The sequence below is a fragment of the Pseudoxanthomonas sp. 134C1 genome, from assembly GCF_057773065.1.
The window spans coordinates 46,932-67,325 of the sequence record NZ_JBYMTH010000002.1 but is presented as its reverse complement, the minus strand read 5'-3'; the positions used below and the strand labels follow the sequence as shown (position 1 = coordinate 67,325).

Sequence of the window (20,394 nt, the reverse complement as noted above, 5' to 3'; positions counted from 1 at the left end):
GCGCATGGCACCGCGGCCGGGCGGCCTTCGCTCAGCCGCGGTGCTGCTATGCTCGAAGCCCTTTCACCGCAGCAGGAGTTCCCCATGCCAGCACCGGCCGTGGCCATCATCATCGGCAGCCTGCGCAAGGATTCCTTCAACCGCCAACTGGCCGGCGCGGTGCAACGGCTGGCCGGCGACCGCTTCGCGTTCCGGACCCTGGAGATCGGCGAACTGCCGCTCTACAACCAGGATGACGATGCGGATTTTCCGGCGGCGGGCCTGCGCTTCAAGCAGGGCATCGAGCAGGCCGACGCACTGCTGTTCGTGACTCCCGAGTACAACCGTTCCATGCCCGGCGTGTTGAAGAACGCCATCGACGTGGCGAGCCGTCCCGCCGGCAGCACCACCTTCGCCGGCAAGCGCGCGGGCATCATCGGCACGTCGCCCGGCATGCACGGCACGGTGTCCTCGCAGCAGCACCTGCGCAACGTGCTGGCGGCGGTGGACGTGGCGGTGCTGCCGCAACCGGAGATCGCCATCCAGTTCAAGGAAGGACTGCTCGACACGGAGGGCGACGTCACGGACGAGCGCGCCCGTCGGCGGCTGCTGTCTTTCCTGGATCGCTTCGAGGCCTGGCTGCGCTGAATCAGGCGCGGCGCGGCAGCAATTGCGCCAATCCGTGGCGCAGGCGCGCCGGCAACGGCGCATCCAGCGGGGCCTCGTCGACCAGCTGCGCGGCCAGCAGGCGCCGGAACGGCAATACCTGCTGCCCGGCGCGCAGGATCGTTTCCCGCAGCTTGCGCATCGGTGCGCGGTCATCGGTGAACACGCGCACCACGGTGCCGGTCGCCAGATAGAGCGGCAGGCTGCCCGCCCGATGCCGGCGCTGGTAGCGCGCCAACAGGGCATCACTGCCCAGGTCGCGTCCCTGCGCGCGCGCGATGCGCGCCATGTCGGTCAGGCGTTCCACGCTGGCCAGGCCCAGGTTGAACCCATGCGCGGTGACCGGATGCATGCCCACCGCGGCGTCGCCGACCACGGCGAAGCGCTGGCCGACGAACCGTCGCGCATAGACCCCGACCAGCGGGTAGACGTGGCGGCTGCTTTCCAGTTCCATGGCGCCCAGGCGATTGCCGTAGCGTTCGCGCATCTGCGCGGCGAAGTCGTCGGCCGGCAGCGCCTGCAGACGCCGGGCTTCGGCGTGCGGCACGGTCAGCACCGCGGACGACAGGTGTTCGCGCAGCGGCAGCATCGCCAGGGTCTGGCCATGGCCGAACCATTCCCATGCGACGCCATGGTGGGGAAGCTCATGGCGCATCCGGCAGACCAGCATGCTCTTGCCGAAGTCGTACTGGCTCGCGCCGATGCCGAGTGCGCGACGGGTTTCGGAGAAGCGGCTGTCGGCGGCGATCAGCAGCGATGCCTGCAGGCACCGCCCGTCCTGCAGCACGACTTCCGCTTCCGCCGGCGTGGTCCGCACCGATTCGACCTGTGCGCCCGGAAACCAGTCCAGTGTCGGCAGGTCCCGGATCGCGCGCCAAGCCGCCTCGCGGATGCGGTGGTTCGGAACCAGGCTGCCCAGTTGTTCCTTTCCCACCAATCCGCTTTCCACGGTCATCCAATGGGGCGATTCGCCGTCCATGACCCGTGCCGCGCGCAGCGGGGCGATATCGTCCTGCGGAACGTGCTCCCACACACCGAGCTCTCGCAGCAGGCGGATCGACGCGTGGGTGAGCGCGATCTCGCGGCCGTCGAAGGCCGGCTCGGCGATGGTTGCTTCCGGTTGCCGTTCGACCAGCGCGACGTTCAGTGATTGCTGACACAACGCCCTGGCCAGGCACAATCCAGCGGGGCCGGCACCGATGATGATCACGTCGTGACGCATGCAACATCCTCGCGGAGGGGAACTGTCCGCAGTGTAGGCATCCGCCGGCGCGCGTAATTGACCTGGATCAAGCTCGCGCGGACCGCCTCAGTCCAGCAACGGGATTTCCTTCAGCACGATGCCGTTCGCGATCAGCGCGACGGGCTCGCGCTCCAGCGGCATCACCGCCAACGCAAGCGCGGGAGCGCCGGCCTGCGCGCAGATGATCTCGCCGATATCGCGGGCACCGTCGGTGACCGCGATGCCGGGATCGGGCGGCGCATCGCTCTCGAACAGAACCAGGGCTCGCTTGGCCTTGCCGAGGAAATGGGTGCGGGCGACGATTTCCTGACCCGGATAGCAGCCTTTCTTGACGCTGTAGGCTTGCAGCCGATCCAGTGACAGTTGCTGCGGCGTCCACTGCTCGCGCTGACTTTCGGGCAGGCGGGGCAGGCCATGACGCAGATCGTGCCTGCGCCAATCGGCCGCCTCGGCGACTGCGGCAGGTGTTTCGCCGCCTATCCGCCAATGGCGTGCGCCGCCGGCATCGCTTCGATCCAGTTCCAGGGCATCGCCGGACTGGCCGAGCAGGGCGCCGCTGGCCTGCTCGGCGAGCGCCATCACGCCCCGGACCGGCAAATCCGGACGCACGGCGATCTTCAACTTTCGTCTGAAGACGTAACGCTGGAGGGCGGCGGCCAGGACGTCGGCCGGGTAATCCGGCACCACCACCAGCAACTCCTCTTCGCTGCGACGGGCCAGGGCAAACAGCGCAATGACGCGGCCTTTGGGCGTCAACCAGGCGCTCCATTGCCACTGTCCGACCGGCAGCGAGGCCACTTCACTGCTGAACTGGGCATGCGCGAAAGCCACGGCATCAGGGCCTTCCAGGCTCAGGACCGCATGGTCGGACAGCACTGTCGCGGGTGTTTCCGGAGGGGGCAGGTTGTCAGCCAAGGGGGTGGGGATTAAAATTTTGTGCATTGCGAGACCCCCATGATAGGCGAAACAACTCCCATCCCTGATGCCGACGCCGGAACACTGCCGTCCGAAAACGCGCCTGCCGCCCCTTCCGGCGACCGCGCGCCAACGGCGCCAGCGCAGAAGGAAATCGGGGGGCGCGACGGTCCTGAACCGACGCGCTACGGGGATTGGGAAAAAAACGGGCGCTGCATCGATTTCTGATCCGCAGCATTGAGCCAACGCGGTCGAATTGACCGCCCAGCCGAGAAAGAGTCAGCGAATGGCGACACACCAACGTCCGCTTTCCCCCCATCTGCAGGTCTACCGCTGGCAGATCCAGATGGTGACCTCCATCCTGCACCGGGGGACCGGCATCTTCCTGGCCCTGGGCGCGCTGGTGATTGCCGCCGGCCTGATGGCGCTGATGCTGGGACCGGAATCGTGGAACTGCTTCACCGACATCGCCGGCGCCTGGTACGGCAAGGCGTTCCTGGTCGCCTGGACCTGGGCGTTCGCCTACCACCTGTGCAACGGCATCCGCCACGTGGTGCAGGACTTCGCCATCGGCTACAGCATTCCCGCCTTCATCCGCAGCAGCTGGCTGTCGGTGCTGGGCAGCCTGCTGATCACCGCCCTGGTCTGGGCCTGCGCGCTGTGGGGAGGTGCCGCATGAGCCGCTTCCGTACTCCGCTGAAGAACGTACGCGGCCTGGGCTCGGCCAAGACCGGCACCGCGCATTTCGTCAATCAGCGGCTGACCGCCACCGCGCTGATCCTGCTGGGCATCTGGTTTCTGGTGTTCGTGATCAGCCTGATCGGCGCCGACTACGTCACCGCCACGGAAGCGGTGTCGCGTCCCTGGAACGCGGTGCTGCTGGTGGGTTTCCTGATTGCCATGTTCTGGCATGCGCAGCTCGGCCTGCAGGTCGTGCTGGAAGACTACGTCCACCACTCGCTGCTGGCCCTGGTGGTCCAGACCGCGGTGCGCTTCATCGCCGTGCTCGGCGCCATCATCAGTGTTTTCGCGGTGGCCCGCATCGCGCTGGGGAATTGACCAAATGTCCGCTTACAAGATCACCGAACACAAGTACGACATGGTCGTGGTGGGCGCCGGCGGCGCCGGCCTGCGCGCGACCTTCGGCCTGGCCGCCAAGGGCCTGCAGACGGTCTGTCTGACCAAGGTCTTCCCGACCCGTTCTCACACCGTGGCCGCGCAGGGCGGCATATCCGCCGCGCTCGGCAACATGGGCGAGGACGACTGGCGCTACCACTTCTACGACACCATCAAGGGTTCGGACTGGCTGGGCGACCAGGATGCCATCGAGTACATGTGCCGCGAGGCGATCCCGGCGATCATCGAGCTGGAGCACTACGGCGTCCCGTTCAGCCGCACCGAGGAAGGCAAGATCTACCAGCGTCCGTTCGGCGGCATGACCACCCGTTACGGCGAGGGCCCGCCGGCCCAGCGTACCTGCGCCGCGGCCGACCGCACCGGCCACGCGATGCTGCACACCCTGTACCAGCAGTCGCTGAAGCACGACGCGCGCTTCATGATCGAATACTTCGCGCTGGACCTGATCTTCGACGAGGAGGGCGCCTGCCGCGGCGTGCTCGCGCTGGACATGGCCGAGGGCTCGCTGCACCTGTTCCGCGCCCACGGCGTGGTGCTGGCCACCGGCGGCTACGGCCGCGCCTACTTCAGCGCCACCTCCGCCCACACCTGTACCGGTGACGGCGGCGGCCTGGTGATGCGCGCCGGCCTGCCGATGCAGGACATGGAGTTCGTGCAGTTCCATCCGACCGGCATCTACGGCGCCGGCTGCCTGATCACCGAAGGCGTGCGCGGCGAAGGCGGCATCCTGCGCAACAGCAACGGCGAGCGCTTCATGGAGCGCTATGCCCCGCACTACAAGGACCTGGCCTCGCGCGACGTAGTGTCGCGCTCGATGACCATCGAAATCCGCGAAGGCCGCGGCGTCGGCGAGCACAAGGATCACATCCTGCTCGACCTGACCCACCTGGGACCGGAAGTCATCAACGAGAAGCTGCCCGGCATCGCCGAGAGCGCCCACATCTTCGCCGGCGTGGACGTGACCAAGCAGCCGATTCCGGTCATCCCGACCGTGCACTACAACATGGGCGGCATCCCGACCAACTACCACGGCGAAGTGGTGCGCAAGGTCGGCGACAACCCCGATGCGGTGGTTCCGGGCCTGTACGCGATCGGCGAAGCCGCCTGCGTGTCGGTGCACGGCGCCAACCGCCTGGGCTCGAACTCGCTGCTGGATCTGGTGGTGTTCGGCCGCGCGGTGGCCAACCGCTGCGCCACGACCATCACGCCGGGCGCCTCGCACAAGCCGCTGGCCGGCGACGCCTGCGACAAGGCGCTCTCGCACCTGGACAAGCTGCGCAATGCCAATGGCGACACGCCGACCGCGGTCATCCGCGATCGCATGCAGCGCACCATGCAGGCCGATGCGGCGGTGTTCCGCACCAGCAAGACGCTGAAGGAGGGCTGCGACAAGATGACCGACATCTTCAAGTCCTTCGAGGACGTGAAGGTGAGCGACCGCTCGCTGGTCTGGAACTCGGACCTGATCGAGACCTACGAACTGCACAACCTGCTGCTCAACGCGGTGGCGACCATCAACTCGGCCGAGCAGCGCCACGAGAGCCGCGGCGCGCATGCGCACGAGGACTACCCCGAGCGCGACGACGTCAACTGGCAGAAGCACACCCTGGTCAGCGTCGACGAGCAGGGCAAGTGCAATTTCGATTTCCGCCCGGTGCACATGTACACGTTGACCGATGACGTCGACGTGGTGCCGCCGAAGCCGCGCGTTTACTGATCGGGAGAGAACTGAGTCATGGCCGAATTCGCACTCCCGAAGAACTCGCGCGTCCAGAAGGGCAGGCATTTCCCCGCCCAGGGCGCCAAGAACCCGCGCACCTTCAAGGTCTACCGCTGGAATCCGGAAGACGGGCAGAACCCGCGCCTGGACACCTACGAGGTGGATCTGGCGGCCTGCGGCCCGATGGTCCTGGACGCGCTGATCAAGATCAAGAACGAGATCGACCCCACGCTGACCTTCCGCCGCTCCTGCCGCGAAGGCATCTGCGGTTCGTGCGCGATGAACATCGACGGCACCAACACGCTGGCCTGCACGCGCGCCATCAGCGACTGCAAGAAGGCCGAGGTGCCGATCTACCCGCTGCCGCACATGGACGTGGTCAAGGACCTGGTTCCGGACCTGACCCACTTCTACGCCCAGTACGCCTCGATCAAGCCGTGGATCCGCACCCAGACCCCGGCGCCGCCGGATCGCGAACGCCTGCAGTCGCCGGAAGATCGCAAGAAGCTGGACGGCCTGTACGAGTGCATCCTGTGCGCATGCTGCTCGACCAGTTGCCCGAGCTACTGGTGGAATGGCGAACGCTACCTGGGTCCGGCGATCCTGCTGCAGGCCTACCGCTGGATCATCGATTCGCGTGACGAGGACACCGGTACGCGCCTGGACGATCTGGAAGATCCGTTCAAGCTGTACCGCTGCCACACCATCATGAACTGCGCGCGGACCTGCCCGAAGGGCCTGAATCCGGCGCTGGCGATCGCGGAAATCAAGAAGCTGATGATGGAGCGGCGCGCCTGACGCCATGGGCACGCCGCACGCCGCTGCGATCCTCTGGCCCGCGGTGGCGATGGCGGGACTGACCTTTCTGGTCTGGGTCCGCCTGTACCATTTGCGGCTGGGGGAAATGGCGCGCAAGCGCATCGACGCCCAGGCGCTGGCCAGTTCCGCCGAGGCGGGACGCCTGCTGGCCGATACCCGCGCTTCGGACAATTTCCGCAATCTGTTCGAAGTGCCCGTGCTGTTCTACGCGGGCGTGTTGCTGGCGGCACAGGCCGGCATCGATGACCGCGCATTGCTGACGCTGGCCTGGTCGTTCGTCGGACTGCGCGTGGTGCACAGCGCCGTGCAGTGCACGTTGAACCACGTGATGACCCGTTTCGCCGCCTACGCCCTGGCGACGCTGGTCCTGATGGCATTCTGGGCGCGCATGGCCTGGCTGCTCTGGTTGGCATGAACCCGCAAGAAATAGAACTCAAGCGCGTCCGCTGGCGTTGCCGGCGCGGCATGCGCGAACTGGATCAATTGTTCGAACGCCATCTCGATCGCGACTGGCCGGCGTCCTCCGATGCCGAGCGCGGCGTTTTCCTACGGCTGCTCGACTGCGAGGACGATAAGCTCTGGCGCTGGTTCATGGGCTACGAGCAGTGTCCGGATGGCGAACTCGCCGCACTCATCCAGCGTATCCGCGCCTTGCCGGCTTGACTGGCGTCCCTCGCGCCTGCTGTGTGGCGCGCTGATCCTGCTGGGCATGGCGGCCGCCTGGGCCGTGCTGGCGAGCGAGATGCCGCGTGTTCCCGCTTGGCTGCTGGCGGTGGCCGCCGCGCTGCAGGGTTTTCGCCAGGCCAGGCGCGAAGCCGCGAGGCCCTCCTGCGTCTGGATTTTCCCGGCCAACGGACGGGTGACCGTCGATGGCTTGCCGGTGCATGAGCCGAGGCTGGTCTGGCGCGGGCCGCTCGCGGTCCTCCACTGGCGGGACCGGAAAGGTGCCCGTCACCGCCTGGGCTGGTGGCCCGATACCCTGCCGGCGGTGGCCCGGCGTGAACTGCGGCTGGCCGCGGGCATCGATGACGCTTCGCGTGACCGCCGGCCGATGGCACCATAGACCGATGTTCAAACCCGTCCCCGTCGCCATCGGCCTGCGCTATCTCCGCGCCAAGCGCCGCAACGGTTTCATTTCCTTCATTTCGCTGGCTTCCATCATCGGCATCGCGCTGGGCGTGGCGGTGCTCATCACCACGCTTTCGGTGATGAACGGGTTCCAGCGGGAAATCCGCGATCGATTGCTGCAGGCGACCGCGCACGCGACCGTCGCCGGCGCGGGCGAGGACATGCAGGACTGGCCGCACGCGGTGAAGGTGGCGATGCAGGATCCGCGCGTGGCCGGCGCCGCGCCCTATGTCGACGTGCAAGCCATGCTCTCCGGCAACGCCGACCCGCAAGGGGCGCTGGTGCAGGGCATCGTGCCTTCGGAGGAACGCAAGGTCTCGGTGTTGGGCGACAAGATGAAAACCGGCCGGCTGGAATCGCTGCAGCCGGGCGAGTTCAACATCCTGCTGGGCCAGGAACTGGCGGCCTGGCTGCGGGTGGGCATGGGCGACAGCGTGGTGGTCACCGCCGGCAATTTCCAGGGCACGCCGATGGGGGCGATGCCGAAAATCAAGCGCTTCACCGTGTCCGGCACGTTCGCGGTGGGCCACAACGACATCGATCGCAACCTGGCGGTGGTGCACATGGCCGATCTGCAGCGGGTGCTGAGGATGGGTGATGGCGTGACCGGCGTGCGCCTGAAACTGCACGACATGGACCAGGCGATGACCGTGGCGCGTGATCTGGTCTACCGGCTGGGACACGTCTACCGGGTCAGCGACTGGATGAGCCAGAACGCCAACCTCTACCACTCGCTGAAGATGGAAAAGACGGTGATGGGCATCCTGCTGTCCCTGATCATCCTGATGGGCGCGTTCTCGCTGGTGAATTCGCAGGTGATGCTGGTGACCGACAAGCAGGCCGACATCGCCATCCTGCGCACCCTGGGCCTGACCCCGCGCGGGGTGATGCAGGTGTTCATGGTGCAGGGTTCGCTGATCGGCATCATCGGCACGGTGGCCGGCGTCATCGGTGGCATCACCCTGACCATGAACCTGGAGCGCATCCTCGATCTCATCGAGAAGGTGTTCAACGTGACCCTGCTGCCGCCGGATGTCTACTACATCACCGGTCTGCCGTATGACCTGCAGCCCAGCGACGTGACCACCATCGCCTGCGTGGCGCTGGTGATGAGCTTCCTGGCCACGCTGTACCCGGCCTGGCGCGCGGCCCGGACCCAACCGGCGGAGGCCCTGCGCTATGAATGACAAAGCCATGGCGACCCCGAGTGCCGACGGCACCGTCATCCGCGCCGATCATCTGGGCAAGACCTACGCCGAAGGAAAGATGCGCACGCCGGTGTTCGACGGCCTGGAGCTGGCCGTACACCCGGGCGAGACCGTCGCCATCGTGGGCGCTTCCGGCGCCGGCAAGAGCACATTGCTGCATCTGCTCGGCGGGCTGGATACACCCACCGCGGGCGAGGTGTACGTCGCGGGACAGAAAATGTCCACGCTCTCGGATGCCGCGCGCGGCCAGTTGCGCAACCGCGCGCTTGGCTTCGTCTACCAGTTCCATCACCTGCTGCCGGAGTTCACCGCGCTGGAGAACGTCATGATGCCGGTGATGCTGGGTGGCGCCGACGCGGCTTCGGCGCGCCAGCGGGCACGGGAGCTGCTGGAGTCGGTCGGCCTGGGCCATCGCATCGAGCACAAGCCGGGCGAACTGTCCGGTGGCGAGCGCCAGCGTGCCGCCGTCGCGCGCGCGTTGGTGAACCAGCCGGCCTGCGTACTGGGCGACGAACCCACGGGCAACCTGGACGAGAAGACGGCCGCGACCGTGTTCGACCTGATGCTCGGCCTCAATCGCGCCCAGAAGACCAGCCTGGTGCTGGTCACCCACGATCGCCGGCTGGCGCGGCGTCTGGACAGGGTGCTGGAACTGCACGAAGGCAAGCTGCGCCAGCTTGCCCACGCCGACGTCTGACCGCAGAGCGGCGCTCCGCCCTGGTGCGCCCGCCGAGCGCACGGAAACGAAGAAAGAGGTTTCCGGAGCTCTTGCCCGGCAATCTGGCGTCCTGCCGATTTCCACGGACAGCGGTGGCCGCCTGCGGGCCGGATCCCGCCTCAGGCGCCGAAAAACTCCCGCTCACGCGCTTGCGCCAGCCGGTCTTCCAGATAGCGCCACAGGGCCGGGCATCCGGCCTCGATCGACGGACCGACCCGCCGCATCACACGCTCGTGACTGATCCCGTTCTCGCGCCAGCTCTGGCCCTGATTGGCCAGATTCAGCAGCACGGGCATGGCCCGGTCCACCGCATTGGCGAATACCGCTTCCGGTGTCCGCGCCTCCTCGAATTCCTGCCACAGCGCAAGCAGCGGATTGCCCTCCGATGCGGGCAGCAGTCCAAAGATGCGCCGGACCGCGGCCAGTTCCGCCGCCTTGCGCTGTTCCCAGCCGTCTTCCACGAAGGCCATGGTGTCGCCGGTATCGATTTCGCCGATGTCATGCACCAGCAGCATGCGGACGACGCGATCCATGTCGATTCCCGCCGGCGCATGCGGTGCCAGCGAAGTGGCCAGCAACGCGAGTTGCCAGCTGTGCTCGGCGGAATTCTCGTAGCGCTCGCTGTCACGCAGGCGGATCTTGCGGGTGACCGCTTTGAGTTTGTCCACTTCCAGGATGAAATCGACGATGGCTTGCATGGCGCTTCTTGCGGAGCCGGAAGTGGAGGGAAGATCAGGCGCCCATCGCCGGATCCGAGATCCCGTCGGCCCCGGTTTCCAGGCGTCCGGCGAAGCGGCGGAGGAAACCATCCGCGCCTGTCACGCTGAAATCGTACCAGCCACCGTGTCCGGAGAGTGTCCAGTGCCACCGCCCGCGCTGTCCGGGCGCCAGTTCGACCGTCCTCGGATGCCCGTCGCGGTAGGCATTGGCGATGACCGATATCGAACCGGCATGATCACCGTCGTTGGAAACCTCCAGCGACAGGGACGCAGCGGCCACGTTGTAGCGTGCCTTCGCCTCGATGGCGGCGTGCGCATGGACGTCGCCCCGGAAATGGCGATGGAATCCGTTCGGCCCGAGCACCCAAAGATCGTAGCGACCTTCATCCCCGGCCAGCGTGTCCCAGATACCGACAAGCTGTCGGCCGGCTTCGACCGCATAGCGTCGCGGGACGCGATCCAGATGCCGCCGGTCGTAGACGTGGAAGACCGCGCCGGCGCGCCCGCTGTTGATGAAATCCAGTGTCACCGTGCCCTCGCTCCGCGCGTGGCCATGCACGTGCAACTCGTAGGGAAGGGCGCGGGAAGGCCGGCTGCCGGCGGCTTGCCGGGGAAGCCGCTGCTTGTCTTCCGCGAGTGGCGTCAGCGCGGGCAACGCCTCCTGCGCGGTGCGCAGGGCATCCGCACCCGCCTTGCGCAACCGTGGCAGGCGTGGCAGCGCTTCACCGTTCGGGTTGGTGAAGTTGAACGCGGTCGTGAGATCGCCGGTCATCGCACGGCGATAGGCGCTGATGTTCGATTCGGCCACACCGAAGCGCGCCTCCAGGAAACGCAGCACGGAGGTATGGTCGAACACCTGCGAATTGACCCAGCCGCCGCGGCTCCAGGGCGACACCACGTACATCGGCACGCGAGGGCCGGGGCCGTAGGGACGTCCATCGGTGTGGTACTCGCCGGTGGTGGCGACGGTGGAGGCGCCCGCGAGCCCGCCATCGACGTCATGCGCCGGCGCGCAAGGCGGTGGCACGTGATCGAAGAAACCGTCGTTCTCGTCGAAATTGACCAGCAGTACCGTCCGGCTCCAGATCGCCGGGTCCATGGTCAGCGCATCCAGCACCGCCTGGGTGTACCAGCCGCCCTGCACCGGACTGGAGGGATCCGGATGTTCCGAATATACAGCCGGCGCCACGATCCATGACACCTGCGGCAGCGTGCCGGCGGCGATGTCGTCCTTCAGCGCCTGCAGGAAACCTCCGTCGGGCAGGGTGTTGCCGATGCCTTTCAACAGCGGACTGACCGCGTCGTCGGCGAGCTGATAAGGCGGGAAGGCCGTCGCTTTGGGCGGATTGCCGCGCGCGCGGTTGGCTTCGCGGTAGCGCCTGAATCCGGCCAGCGGATTGTCGGTGAAGTTGTCCGGCAGGTTCTGGTAGACCTTCCAGCTCACGCCGGCCGTCTGCAGGCGCTCGGGATAGGTGATCCAGCGGTAGTCGCCGCCTTCGGCATCGAATGAATCGCCGCTGTTGTCGATGACGGGGCCGCCGGCCGTACCTGCGGGATCGTTGGTGCCGCTCCAGTGAAAGAGGCGGTTCGTGTTGGTGCCGCCATGGAACGAGCAATGATAGGCATCGCACAGGGTGAAGGCATTGGCGAGGGCGAACTGGAATTCCAGCTCGGCGCCTGTGTAGTGGCCCATCGACTGCGATTGCTTGTGGGTGGGCCAGTCCTGCATGCGCCCCAGATCCCAGGCGGCCTGTGCATCGGGGTAGCTGTGGGGCGTGCCCGCGACGCGCTGCGCGTTGCCGCTGCGGCCATCCAGGTGATAAGGCAGCACGATGCGCGAAGTCCCGTCCTGCGCATGGCGCTGCTGCCAGACCGTGCGATCACCGGGCAGCGGTATCGGGAAGCGATCCCCGAATCCACGCACGCCATGGAGCGTTCCGAAATAGTGATCGAACGAGCGGTTCTCCTGCATCAGGATCACCACATGCCGCACGTCATGGATCGTGCCGGTGACATGGTGGGCCGGAATCGCCAGCGCACGACGGATGGCCGGCGGGAACGCGGCCAGCGCCATCGATGCGGCTGCGCCGGCGCCGGCCCGCTTGAGGAAATCGCGTCGACTGCGGGAGGTCATGTCATGGATACCGGACGGAAGGCATATGCGCTGAGCGGGACGCACGTGACGTCGAATGCCATCGCCTCATTCGAGCGAGCGGGAGGGACAGGGCAGTCTCGCGGGCATCCGAAACGCCGTCAATGGAGGGAGATGCGTTGAATCCGGCCGGCGCCCCGGTTCGAAAGCGCACATGCACAGACGCTTGCGAATGGAGTCCGGTCGATACGCCGCCGGGTTCCTCCCGCCGGGAAACGTCGTTCGCATCACCGCATGGATGTCGGACTTGTCCGATGGAAGCGGTGGCGGTTGGCTGATGTCATCCCGCCGCGGTTCCATCTAGTGTCGTGATGTCGAATCAAGGAGCCCTGTCGCATGGACGCGATTGGATGTCGGAAACAGCGAGATCCGGAGCAGGGCATGCGCGCCGGTACCGATGGATGCCGCCGCAGGCTCCGTCGATGACGGCTGCGATCGGTCATGAGACGCATCGGGAACCGATGACATGAAGGACAGCGGTATTCCTTCGCTGTTCGGGCCGGGTAGCGCGGTGGCATTGCTCGCGGGCGCGGGCACCTGTCTGGCCATGCCGGCGCTGCCATCGGTGGTGCTCCTGTGGGGATTGGGCATCGCAGGCGCGGGAGGCTGGCTGTGGCGCTGGCGGGGACGCTGGGTGGGCGCGCTGCTGTTCGGTTTCGCCTGGGCCGGATTGCAGGCGGGCTGGGCCATGGAGATGCGTATTCCGCCGGATCTGGAGCGGCGTCCCGTGGTGCTGACGGGAACCGTCGCGGAATTGCCGCAGCACGAGGCCCGTCGCACCCGGTTCCTGTTCGTGGTGGAGGAAGCGGAAGGCGCCGCGGCGGCGATGCGGGGACGACGGATCATGTTGTCCTGGCACGACGACCATGGCGCCAAGGCACCGGGGGCGCGGCTGAAACTGCGCGCAGGCGAACGCTGGCGCTTCGAGGCCAAATTGCGCGCGCCACGCGGCCTGCGCAATCCCGGTGGCTTCGACAGCGAGAAACACGCGCTGCTGCAGCGGATCGGCGCCATGGGACACCTTCACCATCCCGAGCGTGCCCGCCTACTGTCCTCGGCCGGTGGCGTCGACGCCTGGCGCGAGATGATGTCCGCGCGCATCGGCCGGGAAGTCGCGTCGCCGTCTTCCCGCTTCGTGCGCGCGTTGGCGCTCGGGGACACCCGCGGGCTGACCCAGGATGACTGGCATGTCCTGCGCGCGACGGGCCTGACCCACTTGATTGCCATCTCGGGCTTCCACGTCGGCATGGTGGCCAGTGTGTTCGCCGTGCTGACAGGCGGGGTGTGGCGGCTGTTCCCGGGCTGGGCGCGCCGGCTGCCGCGGCCGCAGGCGATGGGCCTGGCGGCGGTGCTCGCGGCCCTGGGCTATGCCGTGCTGGCGGGTTTCGCCCTGCCGACCGTGCGCACCGTGCTGATGATGGCGGTGTGGGCGGCTGCGCGCCTGGGACGCCGTCCGGCGAGGGTCGCCGATACGCTGGCTCTGGCGCTGATTGCGGTACTGCTCTTCGATCCACTGTCGCCGCTGGCAGCCGGATTCTGGTTGAGTTTCGGTGGGGTGGCCTGGCTCGCCTGGTGCCTGCCGGCAACGGGTACCCAGCATTGGCTGCGCGGTTTCCTGTCCGCGCAGGCCGTGGCGACGGTGGGCCTGCTGCCATTGACCGTGGTCCTGTTCGATCAGGCATCGTTGGCCGGCCCGCTGGCGAACCTGGTCGCGATTCCGTGGTGGAGCCTGGTGGTGGTTCCGCTTTCGCTGCTGGGGACCGCCGCCGAAGCGCTGATTCCCGGTGCGGGCGCGTGGCCGTGGCGATGGGCCGCGGCCTGTTTCGACCTGACCTGGCCGGGGTTTCGCTGGCTCGCGGACGCCCGCTTTTCCCTGTGGTGGTTGCCGGAGGCGGCCCCCTGGGCGGTGGCGATGGCGTTGTCCGGCGCCTTCTGGATCCTGCTTCCACGCGGCGTGCCGGGCAAACCACTGGCGCTCCTGTTGTGGCTGCCGCTGCTGTGGCCGGATCGTGGGTTGCCGCGACGGGGGGAGGTCGAACTGGCGATGATCGACGTCGGCCAGGGGTTGTCGGTGCTGGTCAGGACGTCGCGGCATGCATTGCTGTACGACATGGGGCCGGCGATGCGTGGGGGCTTCGATGCCGGCGAACGGGCGGTCGTGCCGGCATTGCATGCGTGGGGTGTGACGCGCCTGGATCGGGTCGTGGTGAGCCATGACGACAACGATCATGTGGGGGGGCTGGCGAGTGTCCTGCGCGCCTTGCCCGCGGGGCTTGCCCAGGCACCGCCCGGGCAGACCGTGGCGGTCCAGGCCGCGCTGCCCGCGGCGCAGGCAGCGCGCGGGCGGCTGGAAGTACGCGACTGCCTGGCCGGCGAGACCTGGGAGTGGGACGGTGTGCGTTTTCGTTTCCTGCACCCGCATCTGCATTTTCCCAATCTCGGCAATGAATCCAGTTGCGTGCTGCGGGTCGAGACCGCGCACGGCGCCGCCCTGCTGACCGGGGACATCGGCGAGGTGATCGAGCGCCAACTGGTCCGGCAGTTCCCGGCGGAACTTCGTGCCGAGGTGGTGTTCGCGCCGCACCATGGCAGCGCGGGCTCGTCGGATCCCCGTTTCGTCACCGCCACCGGCGCCCGCCTGCTGCTGGTGTCGAGCGGGTACCGCAACCGTTTCGGCCACCCCAAGCCGCAGGTGGTCGCGCGCTGGCAAGCCGCCGGGGCCGAGGTGGTCGATACCGCCGGCAACGGGGCGGTGCAGGTGTGGGTATCGCAGGACGGGCTGTCACTGCGTGAACGGCGTCACGCCCGGCCAAGGCTATGGGACGCGGCGCGGCGCTGAGGGGCGCGTGGGCTATCCTATCGCCCATTGATGAGACGGCCCTTCGGGGTCCGAGGACTGAACGTGCTTGAACTGGTCAAGGCCGGCGGCTGGCCGATGATCCCCCTGCTGCTGCTGACGGTGCTGGCGCTGGCGATCGTGGTGGAACGTTTCTGGACCCTGCGGCGCAAGGAAATCATGCCCCCCGGCCTGGGCGAGGAAGTCCGCAACTGGGCGGTGCGCGGGCAGCTCGAGCCGGCCCACATCGAATCCCTGCGCCGAACCTCGCCGCTGGGCGAACTGCTGGCCGCCGCGCTGGAGGTCCGCAATCGCCCGCGCGATCAGATCCGCGAACGCATCGAGGACACCGGCCGCCACGTGGTGCACCGGATGGAGAAATTCCTCAACGCGCTGGGCAGCATCGCCTCGGCCGGCCCGCTGCTGGGCCTGCTGGGCACGGTGGTCGGCATGATCCAGATGTTCCTGGGCATCCAGGACAGCGGCGTCGGCGACGTCAACCAACTGGCCGGAGGCATCGGCAAGGCGCTGGTGTGCGCCGCCACCGGCATGATCGTGGCGATTCCGGCGCTGATGGCGCACCGCTATTTCCGCGGCCGCATCAACGGCTACGTGGTGGAAATGGAGAAGGAGGCCATGCAGTTGCTCGATGCGCTGGACGCACGGCAACCGAGGCCGGCGGGCGCGCGTCCCGTGTCCGCTCCCGCCACCGCGGCGGTTGGCGCCTGAGCCCCGCATGAGGATTCGCGACGACCGCGCCCACGAGGAGCCGGAGATCAACCTGGTGCCGTTGATCGACGTCATCCTGGTGCTGATCATCTTCTTCGTCATCACCACGACCTTCGACTCGCGCTCGATGCTGCAATTGCAGTTGCCGAGCGCGAAGGGCGAGCCGGTGGCGGCCCAGGCCAAGACCCTGAGCGTGCTGGTCAATGCCGACGGCCACTACTTCGTGGACGAGCATGAGGTCCTGCGCACCGACGTGGATGCGCTCAAGCAGACCATCGCCCAGGTGGCCGGCGCGGATCGCCAGCGCCCGGTGCTGTTGCGCGCCGACGCGCGCACGCCGCACCAGGCGGTGGTGACGGCCTACGACGCGCTGGCGCAATCCGGCTTCCGCACGATCCAGATCGCCACCGCGCCGGAGGTGAAGCGGTGAGCGCGCAACCCGTCTCCGCCTGGCAGACCTATCGCCGGCTGATCCGCCTGGCCAAACCCTATCGCGCGCTGTTGCTGCTGGCGCTGCTGGGCATGCTGATCGAAGCGGCGGCCAGCGGCGCCTTCAGCTATCTGATGAAACCGGTGGTGGACGGCACCTTCGTCGCCCGCAACGCCCGCATGGACCTGACGTTGCCGTTCGCCATCGTCGGCTTGTTCCTGGTCCGCGGCCTGGCGGGCTTCCTCACCGACATGAGCATGGGCAAGTCCGCGCGCAGCATCGCCCGCGACATGCGCGTGGCGGTGCTGGGCAAATACCTGCGCCTGCCGGGCATGCGCTTCGACAGCGAGCCGGTTCCCTCGATGTTGGTCCGGCTCGGTTCCGACTGCGACCAGATTGCGCAGGCGGCGGTGGATGCGACCAAGGTGGTGCTGCAGCAATCCTTCCAGATCATCGCCATGCTGGCGGTGATGTTCCACAACAGCTGGCAGGTGACGCTGGCGATCCTGTTGCTGGGCCCCCCTCTGGCCTGGGTGATGGACAAGGTGGCACGGCGCTACCGCAGGATCAGCCACCGCATCCAGGAGAGTGGCGCGCAGTTGCTGCAGGCGGCGGATCAGACCCTGAGCAGCCAGCAGGAGGTCAAGGTCTACGGCGCACAGGGCAGCGAGATGGAGCGCTATCGCAAGCTGGCCGACAACAACCTGCGCCTGGCGATGAAGGTCGAGGCCACGCGCGGCGTGTCCTCGGCGCTGGTCCAGATGATGGGCGCGGTCGGCCTGTCGCTGCTGCTGGTCGTGGCCGGCTACCAGGCCATGCAGGGGCGTCTGACCGCAGGCGGCTTCGTGTCGCTGATGGTGTCGATGATTGCCATCATTCCGGCGCTCAAGCAGCTGACCAACGTGCAGAACATGACCCAGCGCGGCGTGGCCTCGGCCGAGCGCCTGTTCTCGGTGCTGGACGCACCCGACGAGGTCGATGCCGGCGCCCGTCCGCTCGAGCGCGCACAGGGGCTCATCGAGTTCCGCGATGTGACCGCCCGATATCCCGGCCAGGTCAGGCCCGCGCTGAGCAATATCAGTTTCGTCGCCCGCCCGGGCACCGTCACCGCCATCGTTGGCCGGTCCGGCAGTGGCAAGTCCAGCCTGATCAAGCTGATTCCGCGCTTCTATGAACCCGAAGCCGGCCGGATCCTGGTCGATGGGCATCCCGTGCAGGAGTATCCGCTCGCGGATCTGCGGCGCCAGATCGCGCTGGTCGGCCAGCAGGTGATGCTGTTCGACGGCACGGTCGCCGCGAACGTGGCGTTCGGCGAGATGGAGGACATGCCGGAAGCCGCGCTGGTGCAGGCAGTGGAAGGCGCCAATGCGATGGAGTTCGTGCGCGAATTGCCGGAAGGCCTGCAGGCCCAGGTGGGCGCCAAGGGCGGCCGCCTGTCGGGTGGCCAGCGCCAACGCCTGGCGATTGCGCGGGCGATGCTGAAGGACGCGCCGATCCTGATCCTGGACGAGGCGACCGCCGCGCTGGACAACGAATCCGAGCGGCTGGTGCAGAACGCCCTGCAGAAGCTGATGCCGGATCGGACCACGCTGGTGATCGCGCACCGCCTGTCCACCATCGAGCATGCCGATCAGGTGCTGGTGCTGGATCAGGGGCGTCTGGTCGAGCAGGGCACCCACGCCGAGCTGCTGGCCCGTGACGGCCTTTACGCCCATCTGCATCGCATGCAGTTCAGGGAAGGCGACGGCGAGTGAGCGAAGTGAGAAAGTCCCGGCACGTTCCTCCCGCCTACTGGTATTCCGATGCGCCCGTTCCGATCCATGCGCGGGCGCTGGCGGCGATCTATGGATCGCTGATCGGCCTGCGCGCGCGGCTGTATCGCTGGGGCTTTCTGCGCCGGCGCCGGCTCACCGTGCCGGTGATCGTCGTCGGCAACGTCACCGTCGGCGGCACCGGCAAGACGCCGCTCACCATCGGTCTGGTCCAGCGCCTGCGTGAGGCGGGCTTCAAGCCGGGGGTGGCGAGCCGGGGCTACGGACGCGCCAACGAAGACCAGTCCCTCTGGGTGGAAGCGGCCACGCCACCGGAGCAGGGCGGCGACGAGCCCGTGCTGATCGCGCGCCGGACCGGCGTGCCGGTGCGTGTGGATCGGGATCGGGTCGCCGCCGGGCGTGCGCTGATCGCCGCCGGCTGCGACGTCGTGGTCTGTGATGACGGGCTGCAGCACTATCGGCTGGAGCGCGACATCGAGATCGAGGTCATCGACGGACAGCGGCGTTACGGCAACGGCCGCCTGCTGCCGGCCGGCCCGCTGCGCGAGCCGATCGAACGCGGCGCGACCTGCGATTTCCGGGTGCTCAATGGCGGTGAACCGGCGTTCGGAGAATGGCCGATGCAGCTGCACACCGAAGCGGCCCAGCCGCTGCGTGGCGGGCGGCCGCGGCCGCTCGCCACGTTCGCTGGACAGCGCGTGCATGCGGTGGCCGGCATCGGGCATCCGCAGCGCTTCTTCGACAATCTGCGCGGCCTGGGTATCGGCGTTGTCCCGCATGCCTTTGATGATCATCATGCCTATCGCGCCGAGGACTTCGCCTTCGGCAGCGAACTGCCGGTGCTGATGACCGAGAAGGACGCGGTGAAATGCGCCGCCCTGGCCAAGGACTGGTATTTCAGTGTGCCGGTGTCGGCGCGCCTGCCGGAGGCTTTCTGGGTGGCGCTGCTGGATCGGTTGCCCAAAACGGAAGCTTCGAGCCCATGACCGGATTCATCGTGGCCATCCCCGCCCGCTATGCCGCGTCGCGGCTGCCCGGCAAACCGCTGCGCCTGATTGGCGGCGACCCGTTGGTGCTGCATGTCGCGCGCCGCGCGCTGGCGGCGGGAGCGGAGGAAGTCTGGGTCGCCACCGACGACGTGCGCATCCGGGAGGCGCTGCAAGGGACTGGCGTGCGGGTGGCGATGACCCGCGAGACCCATGCTTCCGGCAGCGACCGGCTCGCCGAATGCGCCGATATCGCAGGCTGGCCGGACGAGGCGGTGGTGGTGAACCTGCAGGGCGACGAACCGTTCGCGCCGGTTGCGGGGATCCGCACGGTCGCGGGGGTACTGATCGACAGCGGCGCGGAAATGGCCACCCTCGCGACACCGGTGGAAACAGCCGAGGCCCTGTTCGATCCCAATACGGTCAAGCTGGTGCGCACGGCCGGCGGGGATGCGCTTTACTTCAGCCGCGCACCGATCCCGTGGCACCGCGACGCCTTCGCCCGGGATCGCGACACGCTCCCGTCGGGTCCCTGGCTGCGCCACATCGGCATCTATGCCTACCGGGCGGGATTCCTGCGTCGCTTCACCGGCCTGCCGCCCGGGCAACTGGAGCAGATCGAATCGCTCGAGCAGTTGCGGGTGCTGGAGGCGGGGCACCGCATCGCGGTGGCGTTGACGCCGGAACCGTTCCCGCCGGGCGTGGACACACCCGAGGACCTGGCCCGCGCCGAACAGCATTGGACACGCGGCGCATGAGGTTGCTGGTGGTCTGCCTGGGCAACATCTGCCGGTCGCCCATGGCCGAAGGGGCGCTTCGCCATCATCTCGCCGCCTCGCCACTGGCGGGCCGGGTGGAGGTGGATTCGGCGGGTACCGGCCACTGGCATGCCGGTGAACCGCCCGATCGCCGGGCCATCGCCTGCGCGCGCCAGCATGGTGTGGACATCGCCGGCCTGCGTGCGCGCCAGCTGCGGTACGAGGATTTCGAGAATTTCGACTGGCTGCTGTGCGCGGACGGACAGAATCTGCGCGATGTGCGACGAATGGCGCCGGCGGATCGGGCGCACAAGGTGGACCTGCTGCTGGAGTGGACCGGTATCGAATCGGGCGGCAACGTCCCCGATCCGTACACCGGCGGCCCCGGGGATTTCGACCGGGTCTGGCAACTGGTCGATTCCGCGGCACGGGCGGCGGTCCGGCGCCTGTCCTCGGAGTAGGACTACGGCATAATCGGA

General features: G+C 67.7%; 22 protein-coding genes. 18 read left to right on the top strand and 4 right to left on the bottom strand.

The window, feature by feature from the left end:
• Positions 1–84: 84 nt before the first annotated feature.
• Positions 85–627 (top strand): NADPH-dependent FMN reductase, encoded by a 543-nt coding sequence (locus tag AC3DEZ_RS04165; RefSeq protein ID WP_488387106.1) that lies wholly within the window; start codon positions 85–87, stop codon positions 625–627.
• Between the two features lies 1 nt (position 628).
• On the opposite strand, the gene ubiM is transcribed toward AC3DEZ_RS04165, so the two are convergent.
• Complete coding sequence (gene ubiM / locus AC3DEZ_RS04160; protein ID WP_488387105.1) at positions 629–1,867, bottom strand: 5-demethoxyubiquinol-8 5-hydroxylase UbiM; 1,239 nt, start codon at positions 1,865–1,867, stop codon at positions 629–631.
• An 87-nt stretch (positions 1,868–1,954) separates the two neighbouring features.
• The gene (ygfZ, locus tag AC3DEZ_RS04155) at positions 1,955–2,803 is read right to left on the bottom strand and encodes a CAF17-like 4Fe-4S cluster assembly/insertion protein YgfZ (protein WP_488387104.1); all 849 of its coding nucleotides are present in this window, start codon (positions 2,801–2,803) and stop codon (positions 1,955–1,957) included.
• A gap of 39 nt (positions 2,804–2,842) precedes the next feature.
• Here ygfZ and AC3DEZ_RS04150 point away from each other — a divergent pair, with 39 nt between their 5' ends.
• Genes AC3DEZ_RS04150 through lolD form a run of 10 tightly spaced genes read left to right on the top strand, consistent with a single transcriptional unit; the run spans position 2,843 to position 9,512 of the window.
• Entirely contained in the window at positions 2,843–3,031 is a 189-nt protein-coding gene (locus AC3DEZ_RS04150) for a DUF1674 domain-containing protein (RefSeq protein ID WP_447105238.1), read from the top strand.
• 58 nt (positions 3,032–3,089) lie between these two features.
• Positions 3,090–3,482: a succinate dehydrogenase, cytochrome b556 subunit gene (sdhC, locus tag AC3DEZ_RS04145; RefSeq protein WP_488387103.1), complete on the top strand. Its 393-nt coding sequence runs from the start codon at positions 3,090–3,092 to the stop codon at positions 3,480–3,482.
• The gene (gene sdhD / locus AC3DEZ_RS04140) at positions 3,479–3,862 is read left to right on the top strand and encodes a succinate dehydrogenase, hydrophobic membrane anchor protein (RefSeq protein WP_447101850.1); all 384 of its coding nucleotides are present in this window, start codon (positions 3,479–3,481) and stop codon (positions 3,860–3,862) included. The genes sdhC and sdhD overlap by 4 nt, the downstream gene beginning before the upstream one ends.
• A gap of 4 nt (positions 3,863–3,866) precedes the next feature.
• Positions 3,867–5,657 (top strand): succinate dehydrogenase flavoprotein subunit, encoded by a 1,791-nt coding sequence (gene sdhA, locus AC3DEZ_RS04135; RefSeq protein ID WP_488387102.1) that lies wholly within the window; start codon positions 3,867–3,869, stop codon positions 5,655–5,657.
• An 18-nt stretch (positions 5,658–5,675) separates the two neighbouring features.
• On the top strand, positions 5,676–6,458 hold the full coding sequence (locus tag AC3DEZ_RS04130) for a succinate dehydrogenase iron-sulfur subunit (protein ID WP_488387101.1): 783 nt from the start codon (positions 5,676–5,678) through the stop codon (positions 6,456–6,458).
• Between the two features lie 4 nt (positions 6,459–6,462).
• Positions 6,463–6,894: an MAPEG family protein gene (locus AC3DEZ_RS04125; protein ID WP_488387100.1), complete on the top strand. Its 432-nt coding sequence runs from the start codon at positions 6,463–6,465 to the stop codon at positions 6,892–6,894.
• Positions 6,891–7,142 (top strand): FAD assembly factor SdhE, encoded by a 252-nt coding sequence (locus tag AC3DEZ_RS04120; RefSeq protein WP_447101854.1) that lies wholly within the window; start codon positions 6,891–6,893, stop codon positions 7,140–7,142. The genes AC3DEZ_RS04125 and AC3DEZ_RS04120 overlap by 4 nt, the downstream gene beginning before the upstream one ends.
• Positions 7,093–7,542 carry a protein YgfX gene (locus AC3DEZ_RS04115; protein WP_488387099.1) on the top strand — a complete coding sequence of 150 codons (450 nt, stop codon included), beginning with the start codon at positions 7,093–7,095 and terminating at the stop codon, positions 7,540–7,542. Before AC3DEZ_RS04120 ends, AC3DEZ_RS04115 begins: the two co-directional genes overlap by 50 nt.
• Positions 7,543–7,546: 4 nt before the next feature.
• A complete protein-coding gene (locus AC3DEZ_RS04110; protein ID WP_488387098.1) occupies positions 7,547–8,794 on the top strand; it encodes a lipoprotein-releasing ABC transporter permease subunit in 1,248 nt (415 codons plus the stop codon).
• Positions 8,795–8,801: 7 nt separating this feature from the next.
• Positions 8,802–9,512 (top strand): lipoprotein-releasing ABC transporter ATP-binding protein LolD, encoded by a 711-nt coding sequence (gene lolD, locus AC3DEZ_RS04105; protein WP_488387565.1) that lies wholly within the window; start codon positions 8,802–8,804, stop codon positions 9,510–9,512.
• A gap of 140 nt (positions 9,513–9,652) precedes the next feature.
• Here the strand turns inward: lolD and AC3DEZ_RS04100 are convergent, their stop codons facing one another.
• Together AC3DEZ_RS04100 and AC3DEZ_RS04095 are read right to left on the bottom strand one after the other, a co-directional pair.
• Positions 9,653–10,231, bottom strand: a complete 579-nt coding sequence (locus AC3DEZ_RS04100; protein WP_488387097.1) for an HD domain-containing protein — start codon at positions 10,229–10,231, stop codon at positions 9,653–9,655.
• A 34-nt stretch (positions 10,232–10,265) separates the two neighbouring features.
• Positions 10,266–12,386: a phosphocholine-specific phospholipase C gene (locus tag AC3DEZ_RS04095; protein ID WP_488387096.1), complete on the bottom strand. Its 2,121-nt coding sequence runs from the start codon at positions 12,384–12,386 to the stop codon at positions 10,266–10,268.
• Positions 12,387–12,870: 484 nt separating this feature from the next.
• Here AC3DEZ_RS04095 and AC3DEZ_RS04090 point away from each other — a divergent pair, with 484 nt between their 5' ends.
• From AC3DEZ_RS04090 to AC3DEZ_RS04060, 7 genes are all read left to right on the top strand, one after another.
• A complete protein-coding gene (locus AC3DEZ_RS04090; RefSeq protein WP_488387095.1) occupies positions 12,871–15,243 on the top strand; it encodes a DNA internalization-related competence protein ComEC/Rec2 in 2,373 nt (790 codons plus the stop codon).
• 63 nt (positions 15,244–15,306) lie between these two features.
• Positions 15,307–15,969 carry a MotA/TolQ/ExbB proton channel family protein gene (locus AC3DEZ_RS04085; protein ID WP_488387094.1) on the top strand — a complete coding sequence of 221 codons (663 nt, stop codon included), beginning with the start codon at positions 15,307–15,309 and terminating at the stop codon, positions 15,967–15,969.
• Positions 15,970–15,976: 7 nt separating this feature from the next.
• Positions 15,977–16,399, top strand: coding sequence for an ExbD/TolR family protein (locus AC3DEZ_RS04080; RefSeq protein ID WP_488387093.1), 423 nt, complete (start codon positions 15,977–15,979; stop codon positions 16,397–16,399).
• Positions 16,396–18,153: a lipid A export permease/ATP-binding protein MsbA gene (gene msbA, locus AC3DEZ_RS04075; RefSeq protein ID WP_488387092.1), complete on the top strand. Its 1,758-nt coding sequence runs from the start codon at positions 16,396–16,398 to the stop codon at positions 18,151–18,153. Before AC3DEZ_RS04080 ends, msbA begins: the two co-directional genes overlap by 4 nt.
• A 5-nt stretch (positions 18,154–18,158) precedes the next feature.
• Positions 18,159–19,157, top strand: coding sequence for a tetraacyldisaccharide 4'-kinase (gene lpxK, locus AC3DEZ_RS04070; RefSeq protein ID WP_488387564.1), 999 nt, complete (start codon positions 18,159–18,161; stop codon positions 19,155–19,157).
• Positions 19,154–19,915 carry a 3-deoxy-manno-octulosonate cytidylyltransferase gene (gene kdsB / locus AC3DEZ_RS04065; protein WP_488387091.1) on the top strand — a complete coding sequence of 254 codons (762 nt, stop codon included), beginning with the start codon at positions 19,154–19,156 and terminating at the stop codon, positions 19,913–19,915. Before lpxK ends, kdsB begins: the two co-directional genes overlap by 4 nt.
• Positions 19,912–20,376, top strand: coding sequence for a low molecular weight protein-tyrosine-phosphatase (locus AC3DEZ_RS04060; protein ID WP_488387090.1), 465 nt, complete (start codon positions 19,912–19,914; stop codon positions 20,374–20,376). The genes kdsB and AC3DEZ_RS04060 overlap by 4 nt, the downstream gene beginning before the upstream one ends.
• The last annotated feature ends 18 nt before the right edge of the window (positions 20,377–20,394 follow it).